Below are 15,258 nucleotides of genomic sequence, written 5' to 3' on the forward strand. Positions count from 1 at the left end.
GCACACCAGAAACCGTGCCACAGGCGTACGACAAGACACTCACGCACCCGCACGTCCCGACACCTATCCGCCTTGGCGGCGGATCGACTTTCCCCATCCCGCTACGCCGGACAGCCCGCTTCACCCCCGGCCTGAAGGCCGGAGCACTACCGACGATCCCGGTAGCCGCCCCCGGCATCACCGGGCCGTCGGATCGCCGGGGTCACGTCCGGTGGTGAGCGGCCCGGTCGTCGGTGCCCGGTACTCGCCGATCCACTGGTCCTTCCAGGACCGCTGGTAGTGCTGCTCGTTGCAGCCCGGGTGGTAGACCGCGCCGAGCTCGTGGACGATCTGCTCCCGGTGCGAGCGCAGGCCGCCGGGCACCTCGTACGTGCAGATGTACAGCCGCCACCGGTTGCCCGACCGCCGGATCCAGCACTGTGCGCGCGGGTGGTTGAACGGGAACCGTTCTCTCGACAGGTCGTCGGCGTGGCCGACATAGATCACCGCGTACGTCTCGGCCCTGGCCTCGGGATCCAGCTTGTACAGGATCGCGTAGACCGCAGGCTTCGCCGGCGGCGTCCAGCCGCCGAGCAGTCGGGGCCCCTCGAAGGGGTACCCGGCCAGCGAACCCAACCTGATCATTCCGGGTAGTCCAGTTCGTCTTCGGCTTCGCTGACGGCGCCGACCTCCGCGTTACTGACCACGCGGTCACCCTCGGCCACGAGAGACACGCTCCATTTCACGGCCAGCTCCTAACTCAGCTCGGGCAGCAGCGCCGCGAACTCTTCGAGGCTGTGCAGGTTGTGCCCGGACAGCAACGTGTCGACGTACGGCGCCACGACCATCATCCCCAGCGTGCTGGGCTGGAAGGTCCGGTTGCCGCCCTTGTGCGGGTTGAGCCAGACCACCCGGTGGCTCAGCCGCGCCAGCCGCTCCGTCGCCGTGGCCAGCATCTGCGGGTCGCCCCGGTCGAGCCCGTCGGAGCAGATCACGACGATCCCGCCGCGGCACACGCCGCGCCGGCCCCAGTCCCGTACGAACTCGTCCAGCGAGGCACCGATCCTGGTCCCGCCCTCCCAGTCGAAGACGGCCCTGGCGGCCTGCGCAAGCGCATCGTCGACCCGGCGGCGTTCCAACGCCCTGGTGATGCGGGTGAGCCGGGTACCGAAGCAGAACGCCTCGACCCGTGCGGTGGCGCGCCGGGCCGAGTAGGCGAACTGGAGCAGGCTGCGGGAGTAGTCGGCCATCGAGCCGGAGACGTCCACGATCAGGATCAGCGGTCGTTGCCGCAGCCGACGCCGACGCCAGTGCAGTGTCGAGAGTTCGCCGTGGTCGCGCATCATCGCGCGTACGGTGCGGCGCGGGTCGGGCGTACGGCCGTCGCGGGCGGCGGCCGTACGCCGGGTCCGCCGGCGGGGTGGGGCCAGCCGCAGGCGCGCGACGATGCGTCGCAGCCCGGCCAGCTCCTCGGGGGTACACGCCGCGAAGGCCTTGTGCCGCAGCACTTCCGCGTCCGAGCCGACCAGGCCGAGCTGCGCCTGTTGCTCGTTGCGGTCTTCGGTACCGGGCTCGGTCGCGGGTACCTGCAGCACCGACCGGGTCTCGGCACCGGCGCGCAGGGCGAGCCTCACCGGCTCCGGCAGCGCCTCCCCCTCGTCCAGGAAGAACTGCCGGAACACCCGGTCGTAGACCGGGAGCTGGTCGTGGCGGGTCACCATGGTGGTGCGCCCGGCCCAGTACAGGTCCAGCAGGTCGGTCGGGTCGAGGGGCGCCAGGGCCGCGCAGTAGGTGAGCACGTCGCCGGAGCCGATGGCCAGGCCCGCCCGGCGCAGGTGAGCGGCGAAGTCGACCAGGACACCGACCAGCGGCGCGTCGTCAGCCACCCGAGGCTCAGTCACCCGAGACTCAGCCACCCGAGGCGATCCCGTCCAGGTTGGCACGTACCAGCTCCAGGTCGTCGCGCTCCTTCACGACCGCGCCCAGCGTGTCGTCGATCGTCGCGGCGTCCAGCTCGGTGGCTCCGAGCACGTCGAGGGTGCGTACCCAGTCGATCGTCTCCGCGACGCCCGGCGGCTTGGCCAGCTCGAGGCCGCGCAGCCGGTTGACCGCGGCCACCACCGTGCGCGTCAGTGCCTCGGACACCCCCGGCTCGCGTACCAGGACGATCTCGACCTCGCGCTCGGCGCTCGGGTACCCCACCCAGGCGTACAGGCAGCGCCGCTTCAGCGCGTCGTGCAGCTCACGGGTACGGTTCGAGGTCAGCACGACCAGCGGCGGCGTCTCGGCCCTGATCGTGCCCACCTCGGGAACGGTGATCTGGAAGTCGGCGAGGACCTCCAGCAGGAACGCCTCGAACTCGTCGTCGGCCCGGTCGACCTCGTCGATGAGCAGGACCGCCCGGTCGCCGGCGCGCACGGCCTCCAGCAGCGGCCGTTCGAGGAGGAACTTCGGGCCGAACAGCTTGTCGACCGCCTCGTCGCTGTCCAGTTCACGGACGGACAGGGCGCGGATGGCCAGCATCTGGCGGGCGTAGTCCCACTCGTACAGTGCCTGATTGGTGTCGATGCCCTCGTAGCACTGCAAGCGGATCAGGCGCCGGCCGAAGACCGCCGCGAGCACCTTCGCGACCTCGGTCTTGCCGACGCCGACCTCTCCCTCGATCAGGATCGGACGCCCGAGCGACAACGCGACGAACAGCGCGGTCGACAGCCCCCGGTCGGCCAGGTAGCCACCGTCGCGCAGGAGCTGGGTCAGCTGGGGTACGGTCTCCGGACGGTCCATCCGATCGGTCAGGATTCCTCGGCGGGACCGAGCACCAGGTCGCGGATGCTGCCGCCCGACGAGTGGAGCTTGCCCTCGCTTCGGAGCCGTTCGCGCCAGGCCTCGCGGAGGTCGCTGCCGGGCTCGGCCATCCCGTCGAAGCTGACGTCCTTCATGTTTCGGCAGGGCTTCGTCGCGCCGGTCGCCTCGTCCAGGTCCTCGGACCGCTGCCCGCCGGCGGCCCACACCGCGCGCAGCACGCCGACCGCGTCATCCGGCTGGTGAGTCATGGCCAACCGTCCTCTCCGGCCACTGTCGACCTCAGGTATCGACCGTAGGCGGCACGGGCCGCTGGCGCGACAGCAGATTAAGACTTCGCTTAACACGTGGTCGCGGCGAAAACGAACACCCCACGCCCGCCGGCCGGTCGGGGAGCCGGCCGGAGCCGGTCAGTGAATCGTCCCGGACTTCTCGCGCAACGAGCCCGCGGAGGCCTTCGAACCCACCGCCAACGCCTCGGCGAGAATCGATACGGCGATCTCCGGCGGCGTGTTGGCACCGATGTCCAGACCCGCCGGTCCGTGAACGCGCTCCAGGTCGGTGATTCCGCGGTACGCGAGCCAGTCCGCCCGGGACCGCTGGGTCCGGCGCGAGCCGAGGGCCCCGATGTAGCCCACCTCGCCGGCCAGCGCCGCGGCCAACGCGGGGCCGGCGAGCTCGACGTCGTGGCTGGTGACCACCACCTTGTCCAGTGCGGCGAGCCCGGCGATGACCCCGGTTGCGCTGCTGACCTGCGTGATCACCTGGGTGTGCCAACCGAGGAGGTCGGCCGCGCTCCGCAGGGCGTCGGCGACCGCACCGGCTCCGATGATGACCAGCTGCGGTACCGGTCGGAAGACCGACACCACCGTGTCCGGCGCGACGGACGAACCGCTGACGCCCCGGCCGAACAACCGCGCCGCGTCCTCCCCCGCATCGGCGATCGTCTCCGGGCCGTACATCACGATGTCCAGCACCCGATCGCCGTCGAGGCGGGTCACCAGGCCGACCGGGTCACGCCGGCGCAGCCGCTCCCACAGTCCGGCGGGCAGGTCGGCTGCCGGTACGAGCAGGCAGCGCGCGTCGCCGCCGCAGGCCAATCCTGCCAACTCGGCGTCCAGGTCCCCGACGCGCAGGTCGACGATGCGACCGCCTGAGCCCTGTTCGGACAGGTCCACGAGCTGGTCGTTGAGCGAGCCCGCCAGGACGGCGCCGACCCGGCCGCCGCCCGGTGTGATCGCCAGCGCCTCACCCAGGTCCCGGGCGCCCAGTCCCCTGGCCTCGACCACCCACGCGACGTCCACCCGGGTACCCGCGCGCAGGCACGCCGCAACGCTCAGCGCGATCTCGTACATCTGGCCAGCCTAAACCCGAAAAGAATCGATGAGAATCGGTCGTTTCCGGTGTGGCCTCTCCTGATGCCGTCGTGTTCGCAATGGAGTGCCAGCTGCGGGAAGCGCAGTATGACCCGGCGGGCTCCCGTACCGTTTCGAAGTCCTGATCCAGGCCTGCCGCCCGGCTGCCACAATGATCGGCATGTCAGCTGATCAGCAGTCCGCGCTTCGCCCCGTCTATCCGGTCCGGACCAGCCGGCTGTTGCTGCGCCCGTTGACCGTCGGCGACGTCGACGCGCTGCTCGCCTACCGCAGTAGGCCCGACGTCTGCCGCTACGTACCCTTCGAGCCGATGACCCGCGAGGTCATCAACGAGCGGCTCGCCTCGCTGTGGGCGAACACCGAGCTCACCGATGAGGGCCAGGCGCTGACCCTCGGCGTCGAGCTGGCCGGGACCGGTGAACTGGTCGGTGACGTGGTGCTGTTCTGGCACAGCCGACTGCATCGTGGCGGGGAGATCGGATGGGTCGTGAACCCCGACTTCGGCGGCCAGGGGTACGCCACCGAGGCGGCGCACGCGCTGCTGGGCCTGGGCTTCGACGGGCTCGGCCTGCACCGCGTCATCGCGCGGATCGACGAGCGCAACGGGCCCTCGGCGAAGTTGGCGCAGCGGCTGGGGATGCGGCAGGAAGCCCGCCTGGTGCACAACGAGTTCTTCAAGGGCGAGTGGAGCACCGAACTGGACTTCGCGATGCTCGCCGAGGAGTGGCCGGCGTACCGCGGGGCGTGATCGACGGGTAGACCTGGTCGCCCTGGCCCGGTCCGGTGATCCGCACCGCGCGACGGTGATGGACGGATACTTCGAGGTTCACGGGGTGGCGATCGGGCGGTGTCCAATGAGGACCGGTCCCGGCACCGGCCGTTGGTCGAGGCGCTCCCGGGCGGCGGCCAGGATCGCCTCCGTCAGCCGGTCCAGCGACGGCGAGCGGAGCTTCCACTGCTGCCAGTACAGGACGACGTCGACGTGCCCGCGCGGATCGAGCTCCACCAGCTCCCCCGCCCGCACGTGCCGCTCGGACTGCAGGTCGGGCAGCATCCCCCAGCCCATCCCGAGCAGCACCGCGGTGAGGTAGTCCGCCGACGACGGCACGTGGTGCGCCGGCGGTTCGAGCCGGGCGCCTCGTCGCGCGCGGCTGCGCAGGTACCCGTACTGAAGGTCATCGGCGCGGTCGAAGACGACGACCGGGGCTGTGGCCAGGGCGGTCGCGGTGGCCCCGTCGGGGAACCAGCGCTCGACCACGGCGGGCGCGGCCATCGGCCGGTACCGCATCGCACCCAGCCGGGTCGAACTGCAGCCGGGTACCGGCTCGGCGTCCGCGGTGACCGCGGCGACGACGGTACCGTCGCGCAGCAGGGCACTGGTACGGGTCTGGTCCTCGCGGTACAGGTCCAGGCAGAGGCTGTCGGCCAGCGGTGCCACGGCCGGCAGCACCCAGGTGGTCAGGGAGTCGGCGTTCACCGCGACCGGCAGGGTGGGAGGCCGGCTGTCGGCGGCACCATCGGTACCGCCGAGCTCCCGGGCGGTATCGGCGAGCAGGACGTCGACCTGCCGGGCCAGGCGCAGCACGGCTTCACCGGGGGGCGTGACCCGTACCGGCTTGCTGCGCACGAGCAGCACCTGGCCGGCGGCCGCCTCCAGGGCGCGCAGCCGCTGGCTGACCGCTGACGGGGTGAGGTTCAGCGCCCGCGCCGCGGCCTCGAGGGTGCCCTCGGAGACGGTGGCACTGAGCGCCCGGAGCTGGTCGAGGTTGAACTGCATAGTAAGAAACGCTAACGCAACTGAAGAATCATTAGCTGGAGTACGGGTACATTACTGCCCTACCGTCACCGTGTGACTTCTCCCGCTCTGCTCGCGACCCTGTCCGGACTCGGACTCGGACTGTCCCTCATCGTGGCGATCGGCGCGCAGAATGCGTTCGTCCTGCGGCAGGGCCTGCGGGGCGAGCACGTCCTGACGGTGGTGACGGTATGCGCGCTCTCCGACATCGTCCTCATCGCGGCGGGTGTGGCCGGCGCCGGTGCCGCCCTGAAGGCTGCCCCGTGGACGGTGACCGCGGTGCGGGTCGTCGGAGGCCTGTTCCTGCTCGGGTACGCCGCCCTCGCCGCCCGGCGGGCGCTGCGACCCGCCGGGGACACGGCCCTCGTACCCACTGAACAGTCCGGGCGGGCGTTCCCGGCCGTGGGCCTGGCCGCCATCCTCGCCACCACGCTGGCGCTGACCTGGCTGAACCCGCACGTCTACCTCGACACCGTCGTCCTGCTCGGGTCGATCGCCGGCAGCCACGGCGCCGAGCGCTGGTGGTTCGCCGTGGGCGCAGCCATCGCCAGCACCGTGTGGTTCGGCGCGCTCGGTTTCGGCGCGGCCCTGCTCCGCCCGGTCTTCGCGCGCCCCCGGGCCTGGCGCGTCCTCGACAGCGTCATCGCCGCCGTGATGACGGTACTCGCGGTGTCGATGCTGGCCGGCGCCTGACCCCATCGAGGTCTCGGTACCCCGCACCCGCGGTTAGCCGGGGGTCACCGGGACCGGTTGCCCTTGCCGTACTTCAAGGACGGCCCGCTGGCCCAGCGGCCGAGCCAGGTTCAGAGCGGCCATCCGCGTGTAGCCCACGAGGAGGCACGTCTCGGCGTAGGAGTGGGGCTGCGCGATGACGATGACCACGACCGCGTTGGCCGACTCGACCGGCTCGGCGTGGTAGTCGGCGCCGCAGGACTGGGTTGCCGGCCCTCGAGCACCGGTGAAGGTGACGGTCAACTGGGTGCCGGACCTGGACCCGGCTGCCGATTCGATGGCGATGCCCGGCGGGGAGCCCCATGGCCGCGGTGACCCGCTGACCGGGCCCCAACCAGCAGCGGCGATGACGGCCTGGTCGTAACGGTCCAGGGCTTCGTGCGCCTGCTGGCGCAGCTCACCCAGGCTCTCCCCGTTAGGCAGCACGCCCTGATCCGCGGGAGTCGGGCCGGCGGTGCAGCCGCCCAGCACCGCCACGCCCGCAAGCCAGAGCATCCAGCGCGGTCGGACCATGGCAGACCACCTCCCGCAGCTCATCTCATGGTCATTCGCCCAGGCGCGATGACACCGGCCACCGGCTGACACCGTGGGGACGAAGATCATAAATATTATCGATGGCGGGCGGACGCCGGAACCACCCCTCACGCACCAGCTGAGACGGTACGTGTGGCCAGCCAGTACCGGCGCAGCCCGTCGGGCAGGCTGATGCGGGGGTGGTGGCCGAGCAGGAAGTACGCGTTGAACAGGTCGACGGTCACGTCGACGCTCTCCGGCTGCGGACCGGCGACCGTGAAGGGGACACTCAGGCCGGTGACGTCGTGGACCACGTCGAGCAGTTCGTCGAGCGTGACGGTGTGGCGGCCGGCGACGTTGAACACCGCCTCGCGGACGTTCACCGTCGCGGCGGCGAGCGCGGCGCGGACGGCGTCGGTCACGTACAGCGGTTGACGGTGGCCGGCCTGCCCGGACAGGTCGACCGGCGTCCGGGTACGGGCGGCGCGCACGATCCGCGGGATCAGCGCCGCGGGCTGCTGGCGAGGGCCGTACACCTCGCCGTAGCGCAGCGCGACCACGGACATCGCGGCTTCGGCGGGGATGGCCCGGCACAGGCAGAGCTGCTCGGCGACCTGCTTGGCCAGGCCGTACCCGGTGGTCGGCTGCACCGGGTCGGTCTCCCGGTTGGGGCCGGGCCGGCCGTAGACGCCGGCGCAGGAGGCGAACACCAGCCGGCGTACAGACGCCTCCTCGCAGGCGTCCAGCAGCCGGCTGGTGGCCATCATGTGCTCGGTGAACAGGTTGGCCTGCCGAACCGGCGGGGCGGCGAAGTGGAACACCGTGTCGCAGCCGGTCACCGCCTCCCCCAGCTCGTCCTCGCCGAGATCGGCGCGCACGTACGTGAACTGTCGGTAGTGCCGGGCACCGTCGAGGTTGGCCGCGACCGGGTCCCGGTCGAGGCCGACCACCTCGAAACCGTGGATGAGCAGCGCGTCGACCAGGTGCGAGCCGAGAAATCCGGCCGCGCCGGTGACCAGCATCCTGCTCACGGGTCGTCCCTCCTAGACAGTGGCGAGGTGCGCGGCCGGAGTGGGCGCGCCGAGGCCGATCGCGGCGTACACGTGCGGGCGGGCGCGGCGTAGGTACAGCGCCCAGCCGACGCCGGTCAGGGCGAGCACGGCGTAGCTCGCGGGGAACGCCCAGCACAGCGGCGAGCCGGCGGGCACGCCCAGCAGTTGGTCACAATGAGCCAGGATCAGGTACGCGATGACCGCGAGCCCGGCCGAGGCCAGCGACGGCGCGACGATCCGCTGCCAGCGGCTCTCCCCCGCCGGGTGCGCACCGAGAAACCCGACGACCGACACCGACGTGGCCGCCACAAGCAGCAGGACGCCGAACGCCCCGGAGATACTCAGCCAGTAGAACAGCCGGACGAGCGGGTCGGCGCCGCTGGCGGCGTAGCCGGCGATGACGGCCAGGCCGATGGCGCTCTGCGCGAGCGAGGCGTACTTCGGCGTGCCGGTGCGGGCGCTGGTGCGGCCCAGCCAGGCGGGCAGGACGCGTTCCCGGCCGAGCGCGAAGGCGTACCTGGCGACGGTGTTGTGGTACGACAGCGCCGCGGCGATCAGGGAGCTAACGAACAACGTCTGTCCAATGTCGACAATCAAGCCGCCGCCGACATGACCCGCCACGAACGGCAGGTCGGTACCGTGCCGTCGGGCGGCGGCGTGCAGGTTGGCCGGCCCGATCGCCACCGACATCGCCCACGCCGACCCCGCGTACAGAACGGTCATCAACGGCAGCGCCAGGTACGTCGCGGCCGGGACGCTGCGCCGGTGGGTCTCCTCACTGAAGACCGGGGCGCCCTCGAAGCCGATGAACGCGGTCGCCACGATCGCGAACGCGACCCCCATGCCGGCGCCGGTGAGGCTCTGCGGGGTCAGCGTGGCGACGCTGAGCTGCCCGCCGTACGGGTGCGTCAGGTCGACGCCGACCAGGACGACCAGCAGCACGATCTCCGCGACGAGGAACCCGGCCAGGATCCGGCCGTTGAGGTCGATGCGCAGCACGCCCATCGTGGCGACGAACGCCCAGGCGGCCAGCGAGCACAGCCACCACGGCAGGGGTACACCGAGCGTGTCGCGCAGCAGGCCGGCGGTGGCCGGGCCGATCGCACCGTACGTGCACACCTGTATCGCGCCGTACGCGGCGAGCGCCACCAGCGCGGCGCCGACGCCGACCGGCCGGCCCACTCCCCTGGCGACGTAGCTGTAGAACACGCCTGCGTTGCGCACCCGCCGCGCCATCGCCACGTAGCCCACGCAGAACAGGCCGAGCACGATGGCGACCAGCACGAAGGCGAGGGGCAGGCCGACGATGCCGGTGACCGCCCAGCCGACCGGCACGACACCGGCGACGACCGCGAGGGGCGCCGCGGCGGTCAGCACGAAGACGATCACATGCGCGGTACCGAGCCGGCCGAGCGCGAGCGTCATGAGGTCTCCAGATCCGGGTTCAGGTGCGGGCGCCGAGAACCGCGTCGCCGACGAGCGTCTCGACCGCGATGGCCAGCTCGTACAGTGCCGGTGGATCGGACCGGGGCAGCCACCGCGCGACGTAGGCGCGCCCGGCCGGGTGGTCGTCGCCCAGCACCTTTGGCAGGAGCCCGGTGGCGTCCGCCAGGCCGGCCAGGAACATGTCGTCCCATGGCGTCCCGCCGTAGCGGCCGGCCAGGGCGTGCCTGAGGCGGACTGAACGCCAGCACGCCTGGTTGCGGTCGGTTGGGCGGTGCACCACGTTGATCCTTCCCAGGCGGCGCCGCTGCTGCTCCCGCTGGACCAGACCGGCGCGGACCAGGCGGGTGGTCACCGTTTCCGTCGCGCTCCCGGCGAGGAACTTCAACCACACGGGTACGGGGTGAGCCCGCGACTTCGTGGCGATCTGCTCCAGGATTCCGTGTGAGGTCGCGTCGGCCGGCGGGGTGTCGTCGGTGACGTGGACGTGCCGGTCGTGGATGGTGAGGTGGCCGGTTGTCGCCAGTTCCCCCAGCAAGGCGCCGGCCAGGCCGAGGCCGAGGGCGAGCGGGTTGAGCCGGGGGCGGCCGGAGCGGTCGTGGTGGGCGATGAGCCAGAAGTCGTCGGCGAGGCGCAGCCGTTCCGGCCGTTCATGCGGGCCCGAGGAACGTGTCACCTCGTTTCCTCTAACCGCTACCGGATCGACTGCCCGGACAGCACGGCTACCCCGCCGGTCGGCCCCCACTAACGGCATTGCCGCCTGCCGCCTCATCCCTGCGCACCTCCATAGCTTGACTTCCATCGCGCAATCAGGCGGTAGCTGCGACCGATCCCTGTTTGAACCGGTGCGCATAAACCACAGCTGGAGCGGTACCGCCCGGAAAGTTCGGGGCACCGGGGCGACGCACTGCCAGGCGACCTGGGGGTCTTCCCGAGCAGACTCCCGGCCGTCCCGGTGCCTGATTTCAGCCAACCGCGATGACGCAGTGCATCGACAGGCCACGAAAGCGTCAGCAGGGGGTGCACGAAAGGTGCACCCTGCCCCGTCCGCGTCCGCTAAGGACTACGCTGCTCGGTAATCGCCGTTACGCTTGCCCGCTTCGACGCCATGATCATCCGGGAGTACCGGTATGCGGTTGTCCAAGGCCGCCGCGAATCCCTGCCTCGCCGCGCTGATTGAGGGAGCAGGTTTCCCTTCACTGGAACGCTTCGCGCTGTCGGTCAATGACCGGGGCTGGCGCATGCACCATGTGAAGCTCAGCTACGACCACGTCAGCGTCAAACGCTGGCTCCTAGGCCGTACGTGCCAGTACCCGGATGTGGTCGCCGCCGTCTTGAGCGAGGCCTGGGGTGTCCCCATTCCGGTGCCCGTGATCTGGCCTGAGCTGCGCGAGGGCGCGTGCCAAGTTCCTGCTCATCTACAAGCGTGGGTCGCCGCTCGTACTCTGGAGGACCTGGGGGTCTTCCTGAGGAGCGACATGCTGACCAGACGCGAGATGCTGGCCGGCTCGATCAGGGTGGCGACAGGCGCAGCGCTGGCCGACCCGATCGTGCGGTGGCTGAATACGAACACGGCTGGACCGCTGGCGCACGCAGCCGAGGCGACGGCACGGATCGGGATATCAACAGTCGAGGGCATCGAGCAAGCGACTCGGCAGTTCGCCGCGAGCGATGCCGAGGTTGGGGGCGGCCTCAGCCGCGAGGCCGCGGTCGGTCAACTGAAGTACGCAGTTGATCTGGCCCGACACGCAAGCTACGGCGAGGCAGTCGGCAAGCGCCTGCTCGCAGCAATCGCGAACCTGTCCGGCCTGGTGGGCTGGATGTCCTTCGACGCCGACATGGACGGGCCCGCGCAGCGATACTTCCTTTATGGCCTGCAAGCCGCGCACGAGGTAGGCGACGAACGCACTGCGCTGCGCGCCTCCGGCATCCTCGCGGACATGGCGCACCAGATGCGCGCCCTAGGCCACCCCGACACCGGGCTGCGACTCATCGAGCTAGCTCTCGATCGGGTTCCCTCCGACCGTCGGCGGTTCAACGCGGTACGCGCGATGCTGTGGAGTCTCAAGGCGAACATGCTGTCACCGATGGGGCTAGGGTACCTGGCCGAGATTCGCGCCGCCGTCAGCCTCTCGTTCGACCTCTACGACAAGGCTCGTGACGACGAGCCCGATCCGGCAGTCGCCGAGTACTGGCCGTACACCAGCGACTCCGAGCTGGCGTACGTCGCTGCCGGCACGTTCCGTGACCTGGATGTAGCCGTGGGCAGCCTGGCCAACGACTCGGAGCGGTACGCGCAGTACGCCTTGGCACACCGTGGGGATGGTTTCGTCCGGTCCAAAGTGTTCGATCAAATCGCGCTCGCACGCGTCCGCTTCCTGATGGCGGAGCCTGATGAAGCCTGCCGTAACGGCGAGGCCGCTATCGATCTCGCTGCCGCCGTGGCAGCATCCAAGCGGGTGACGACAAGGCTGCGAGAAATGCTTGCCGACTCCCAGCCGTACGTGGACCGGCCGAACGTGCGTGAGTTCCGCGAGCGACTTGAACTGGCGGTTTCATAGGGCCCTCACCAGCGCCGGAGCACTTTTCTAGCAGCCGGACGCTGCCAGCATGGCGGCACGGACCAGGGAGTCATACGTTTCAGTCGTCCGCTCCATCCTCACCCCGAGCGACCGGACCAACAGGTCCAGGCGGTGCTGGACTTCTTCACCCGACTCCTCAGCGCCGATCAGCCGTTCGAGCTCAACAAACGCGCCGATGCCGTCCACCGCATCAAGACAGAGCGAGACCTCGCCCCAGCAGGCGGTACGGCGGATCTTGGCAATGCGCACTGTGGGAGCAAATCCCATGGCCAGAAGCGCGCTGTGCATCTGCTCGCGATCAGCGACGAAGGTCTCGTGCTCCAGGCACGCCAGTTCGTTGTCGACTGGCCGTTTCAGCGTGAACAGGTGCCGGCCATCTTCGGTACGCAGCCGCGCGAACGGCACCCCGATCTTCGACATGCCGTAGCGCCAGCTTGCCGGCGCATACGCCTGGTCGTCCTGGCGCACAGGTGGTGACAGCGTGATTCCTCGCTGCTCAAGCGCCGTCATGAGCGCCTGCCCGTCGCTCACGTGGTACTTCACTTCGATCTCGTGGATGGCGGACGCTTCGTCGGTACGCACGAGCGGGGAGCCTAGCCCGCGCCGGTCGGCAGTGAGCGGCGACTCGCGCGAACATCGTGGTCGATCATGGTTGGTGCCGCGCCAATACAACAGTGATCGGCGGCGCGAGTTAGAGTGACTGGGCTCGCAACTTGTTCTTTTGCCCGAGCCCGCACCAGGTTCGGGTACGCCGTGGTGGATCCCATCTCTTGTCTCCCCTACCTGGGTCGGCCGAACCGTGGGTAGCCGCCCGGTCGGTAGGGATTCACTTCCGACGCATAAGGCGCCTTGCGCTGGGGTTTGTCCGGTTCGTCCGCGAACCACGCGCGGTACTTGTCCAGCAGATCGAGATCGACGAACTGGTACGGCGGCGGCAGCCGGTCGGCGTTGCCGGCCCGCAGCATCGCGATGCCCTTGCGAAGCGTCACGTTGTTCAACCAGGGACACCAGGACAAGCTGATCGTGTCCACGTCCCCGCCCACCAGTCGATACACGCCGATCGACGCCGGGTCGCCGGCGAACTCAAGCGTCCCGCCCGGCATCTGGAGCAGGTCCGTCTCCGTGTACGGCCTGCCCACCCGGCGCTTCAACTCTGACTGCGGGTAGAACTCGCCCAGCCGAGCCCCGGTGTACGGGTCCAGTACCTGAAACGACTCGGTGGTCCGTTCCCAGTGGTACGACTCCCAGAGCCCGAGCGTGATGGCCGCCTTCCAGAACGTTTGCGCGGACTGCCACCGGCCGTACCGGTAGTTGAGGCGCTGCCACGGAAAAGCGGCCAGCAGCGACCAGGTGTCGCGAGCGTCTTCGAGCGACTGTTTCTCCTTACGGCCGCCGGTCGCCGCCGCGGCCTCCAACCGGGTCAGCCGCTCCGCCAGCGCCTCGCGCAGATTCGGGTCGGTCAGCGCCGCGCCCGGCCGGATCGGATCCGTAGGTGTCATCGAAACCTCCGAGGTCGGCTATCCGCGCCGGTTGAGCTGGCTCACGGCCTGATCGATCATGCCCAACGGCTGCTGCAACGTGGACACCGCGCCGGCGATCGCACCGTCGACCCCGGAGTACGCCTGATGGACGACCTTGACCACCTCGGTGGTTTCGAGTACCGCCTCGCCGAGCTGCTTCGCGCCGTACTCCCAGCTCTTCTGGAAGTTGCCTTCTCCGCCTTTCAACCGTTCCGGGGTCGACTCCGGCCGGACGGGAACTGTATCGCCCCTTGACATATCGAGTCGCATAACTGTATCGCGAGCACCCATGGCCCCCTTGACCGCGGACTCCTACCGTCATCGATACGCCGAGTGGCCGACGCCAAAGGGAGGCACGATGCGGAAACTGATACGTATTTGTGGGGCGGTGCTGGTGGCAATACCACTGCTGCTCCTGTCACCAGCGCCGGCGCAGGCGGCCACCGTCTCCGGCTCGCTGCGCGCCTACAACATCTCCCGGGTGTATGTCTCCGGCGTCTCCTCCGGCGGTTACATGGCGACCCAGCTCCAGGTCGCGTACTCCAGCCGGATCAAGGGAGCGGGCATCTTCAGCGCCGGCCCGTACTACTGCGCGCAGAACAACGCCGCCCAGGCGGTCAACGGCTGCATGGACAACGTCTACTCGACCAACCTCGGCACCCTCGAGTACGACACGTCGCTGTGGGCGGGCTACGGCTGGATCGACCCGACCGGCAACCTCTCCGGCCAGCCGGTGTACGTGTTCCACGGCGGGTCGGACAGCAGCATCAAGAAGAGCGTCACCGACGACCTCGTCCGCTACTACCAGTACTTCGGCGCCAGCGTGCAGTACGACTCGGGCAGCGCCGCCGGGCACGCCTGGGTGACGCCGTACGGACCGAACTCCTGCACGGTCACCGCGTCGCCGTACCTGAACAACTGCGGCACGGATCCACAGAACGCGCTCCTGCGCAAGCTGTTCGGGTCGGTCAACGCACGCAACACCGGGTCCCTGACGGGCACGCTGATCCGGTTCGACCAGAACGCGCATGCCGTCAACGGGTACGCGCCGGGGCTGAGCATGGACAACAGCGGCTTTGCGTACGTGCCGTCGTCGTGCGCGTCCGGTGCGAGCTGCCGGCTGATGGTCGCCCTGCATGGCTGCGGCCAGGGCTACAGCGCCGTCGGCACGGCCTTCGTCGACAAGGCCAACCTCAACCAGTACGCCGACACCAACAACATGATCGTGCTGTACCCGCAGGCCACCGCCAGCGGCGTCAACCCGAACGGCTGCTGGGACTGGTGGGGGTACCTCGGCTACAGCAACTACCCGATCCACGGCGGCCTCCAGCTCGAGACCATCATGAACATGGTCAAGGCGCTCGGCGGCTGAGCCGGTAGGTCGTCAAGGGCCGTCCCGGTTGCCTCATCCCGAGAAGGATCTTGGCCAGCGCATCGACATTGTTAATAATCCTTAATATGGTC

Annotated in this window: 17 protein-coding genes; 4 read left to right on the forward strand and 13 right to left on the reverse strand. The window is 69.7% G+C overall.

The features are described 5' to 3' along the window. Positions 1-177 precede the first annotated feature (177 nt). The 5 genes from Pme01_RS14500 to Pme01_RS14520 form a co-directional block, all read right to left on the reverse strand. Positions 178-624, reverse strand: a complete 447-nt coding sequence (locus Pme01_RS14500) for a hypothetical protein (protein ID WP_168115975.1) — start codon at positions 622-624, stop codon at positions 178-180. A 110-nt stretch (positions 625-734) separates the two neighbouring features. Next, positions 735-1,865: a vWA domain-containing protein gene (locus Pme01_RS14505; protein WP_168115974.1), complete on the reverse strand. Its 1,131-nt coding sequence runs from the start codon at positions 1,863-1,865 to the stop codon at positions 735-737. Between the two features lie 22 nt (positions 1,866-1,887). Continuing rightward, positions 1,888-2,763 (reverse strand): AAA family ATPase, encoded by an 876-nt coding sequence (locus Pme01_RS14510; RefSeq protein ID WP_168115973.1) that lies wholly within the window; start codon positions 2,761-2,763, stop codon positions 1,888-1,890. A gap of 8 nt (positions 2,764-2,771) precedes the next feature. Then, a complete protein-coding gene (locus Pme01_RS14515) occupies positions 2,772-3,032 on the reverse strand; it encodes a hypothetical protein (RefSeq protein WP_168115972.1) in 261 nt (86 codons plus the stop codon). Positions 3,033-3,191: 159 nt separating this feature from the next. Then, positions 3,192-4,136 carry an XdhC family protein gene (locus Pme01_RS14520; RefSeq protein ID WP_168115971.1) on the reverse strand — a complete coding sequence of 315 codons (945 nt, stop codon included), beginning with the start codon at positions 4,134-4,136 and terminating at the stop codon, positions 3,192-3,194. Between the two features lie 181 nt (positions 4,137-4,317). Between Pme01_RS14520 and Pme01_RS14525 the strand changes: the two genes are divergently transcribed. Next, on the forward strand, positions 4,318-4,905 hold the full coding sequence (locus tag Pme01_RS14525) for a GNAT family N-acetyltransferase (RefSeq protein ID WP_168115970.1): 588 nt from the start codon (positions 4,318-4,320) through the stop codon (positions 4,903-4,905). A 78-nt stretch (positions 4,906-4,983) separates the two neighbouring features. On the opposite strand, the gene Pme01_RS14530 is transcribed toward Pme01_RS14525, so the two are convergent. Next, positions 4,984-5,934, reverse strand: a complete 951-nt coding sequence (locus Pme01_RS14530) for a LysR family transcriptional regulator ArgP (RefSeq protein WP_168115969.1) — start codon at positions 5,932-5,934, stop codon at positions 4,984-4,986. 72 nt (positions 5,935-6,006) lie between these two features. Here Pme01_RS14530 and Pme01_RS14535 point away from each other — a divergent pair, with 72 nt between their 5' ends. After that, positions 6,007-6,645 (forward strand): LysE/ArgO family amino acid transporter, encoded by a 639-nt coding sequence (locus Pme01_RS14535; protein ID WP_168115968.1) that lies wholly within the window; start codon positions 6,007-6,009, stop codon positions 6,643-6,645. A gap of 33 nt (positions 6,646-6,678) precedes the next feature. Here the strand turns inward: Pme01_RS14535 and Pme01_RS14540 are convergent, their stop codons facing one another. The 4 genes from Pme01_RS14540 to Pme01_RS14555 all read right to left on the reverse strand — a co-directional run bounded on the left by Pme01_RS14540 (position 6,679) and on the right by Pme01_RS14555 (position 10,368). After that, positions 6,679-7,197 (reverse strand): hypothetical protein, encoded by a 519-nt coding sequence (locus Pme01_RS14540; RefSeq protein ID WP_168115967.1) that lies wholly within the window; start codon positions 7,195-7,197, stop codon positions 6,679-6,681. Between the two features lie 128 nt (positions 7,198-7,325). Then, positions 7,326-8,219, reverse strand: a complete 894-nt coding sequence (locus Pme01_RS14545) for an NAD-dependent epimerase/dehydratase family protein (protein ID WP_239088247.1) — start codon at positions 8,217-8,219, stop codon at positions 7,326-7,328. Positions 8,220-8,240: 21 nt separating this feature from the next. Next, positions 8,241-9,674 (reverse strand): APC family permease, encoded by a 1,434-nt coding sequence (locus Pme01_RS14550; protein ID WP_168115965.1) that lies wholly within the window; start codon positions 9,672-9,674, stop codon positions 8,241-8,243. 19 nt (positions 9,675-9,693) lie between these two features. After that, on the reverse strand, positions 9,694-10,368 hold the full coding sequence (locus tag Pme01_RS14555; RefSeq protein ID WP_168115964.1) for a GOLPH3/VPS74 family protein: 675 nt from the start codon (positions 10,366-10,368) through the stop codon (positions 9,694-9,696). A gap of 454 nt (positions 10,369-10,822) precedes the next feature. On the opposite strand from Pme01_RS14555, the gene Pme01_RS14560 reads away from it, so the two are divergent. Then, entirely contained in the window at positions 10,823-12,253 is a 1,431-nt protein-coding gene (locus tag Pme01_RS14560; RefSeq protein ID WP_168115963.1) for an NsdA family TPR-like regulatory protein, read from the forward strand. A gap of 27 nt (positions 12,254-12,280) precedes the next feature. Here Pme01_RS14560 and Pme01_RS14565 read toward each other — a convergent pair whose 3' ends face one another. The 3 genes from Pme01_RS14565 to Pme01_RS14575 all read right to left on the reverse strand — a co-directional run bounded on the left by Pme01_RS14565 (position 12,281) and on the right by Pme01_RS14575 (position 14,001). Next, complete coding sequence (locus Pme01_RS14565; RefSeq protein ID WP_239088232.1) at positions 12,281-12,856, reverse strand: class IV adenylate cyclase; 576 nt, start codon at positions 12,854-12,856, stop codon at positions 12,281-12,283. 197 nt (positions 12,857-13,053) lie between these two features. Continuing rightward, complete coding sequence (locus Pme01_RS14570) at positions 13,054-13,773, reverse strand: hypothetical protein (protein WP_168115962.1); 720 nt, start codon at positions 13,771-13,773, stop codon at positions 13,054-13,056. 18 nt (positions 13,774-13,791) lie between these two features. Next, a complete protein-coding gene (locus tag Pme01_RS14575) occupies positions 13,792-14,001 on the reverse strand; it encodes a hypothetical protein (protein WP_168115961.1) in 210 nt (69 codons plus the stop codon). Between the two features lie 187 nt (positions 14,002-14,188). Between Pme01_RS14575 and Pme01_RS14580 the strand changes: the two genes are divergently transcribed. Next, the gene (locus Pme01_RS14580; protein ID WP_239088233.1) at positions 14,189-15,166 is read left to right on the forward strand and encodes an extracellular catalytic domain type 2 short-chain-length polyhydroxyalkanoate depolymerase; all 978 of its coding nucleotides are present in this window, start codon (positions 14,189-14,191) and stop codon (positions 15,164-15,166) included. Positions 15,167-15,258: the final 92 nt, after the last annotated feature.

It is taken from the genome of Planosporangium mesophilum (genome assembly GCF_016863255.1).
Lineage (GTDB): Bacteria > Actinomycetota > Actinomycetes > Mycobacteriales > Micromonosporaceae > Planosporangium > Planosporangium mesophilum.

Bases quoted from the DNA above. Each gene is read 5' to 3' on its own strand.
- Pme01_RS14500 (WP_168115975.1), bottom strand. From the start codon at position 624: ATGATCAGGTTGGGTTCGCTGGCCGGGTACCCCTTCGAGGGGCCCCGA.
- Pme01_RS14510 (WP_168115973.1), bottom strand. From the start codon at position 2,763: ATGGACCGTCCGGAGACCGTACCCCAGCTGACCCAGCTCCTGCGCGAC.
- Pme01_RS14515 (WP_168115972.1), bottom strand. From the start codon at position 3,032: ATGACTCACCAGCCGGATGACGCGGTCGGCGTGCTGCGCGCGGTGTGG.
- Pme01_RS14520 (WP_168115971.1), bottom strand. From the start codon at position 4,136: ATGTACGAGATCGCGCTGAGCGTTGCGGCGTGCCTGCGCGCGGGTACC.
- Pme01_RS14525 (WP_168115970.1), top strand. From the start codon at position 4,318: ATGTCAGCTGATCAGCAGTCCGCGCTTCGCCCCGTCTATCCGGTCCGG.
- Pme01_RS14530 (WP_168115969.1), bottom strand. From the start codon at position 5,934: ATGCAGTTCAACCTCGACCAGCTCCGGGCGCTCAGTGCCACCGTCTCC.
- Pme01_RS14540 (WP_168115967.1), bottom strand. From the start codon at position 7,197: ATGGTCCGACCGCGCTGGATGCTCTGGCTTGCGGGCGTGGCGGTGCTG.
- Pme01_RS14545 (WP_239088247.1), bottom strand. From the start codon at position 8,219: ATGCTGGTCACCGGCGCGGCCGGATTTCTCGGCTCGCACCTGGTCGAC.
- Pme01_RS14550 (WP_168115965.1), bottom strand. From the start codon at position 9,674: ATGACGCTCGCGCTCGGCCGGCTCGGTACCGCGCATGTGATCGTCTTC.
- Pme01_RS14560 (WP_168115963.1), top strand. From the start codon at position 10,823: ATGCGGTTGTCCAAGGCCGCCGCGAATCCCTGCCTCGCCGCGCTGATT.
- Pme01_RS14570 (WP_168115962.1), bottom strand. From the start codon at position 13,773: ATGACACCTACGGATCCGATCCGGCCGGGCGCGGCGCTGACCGACCCG.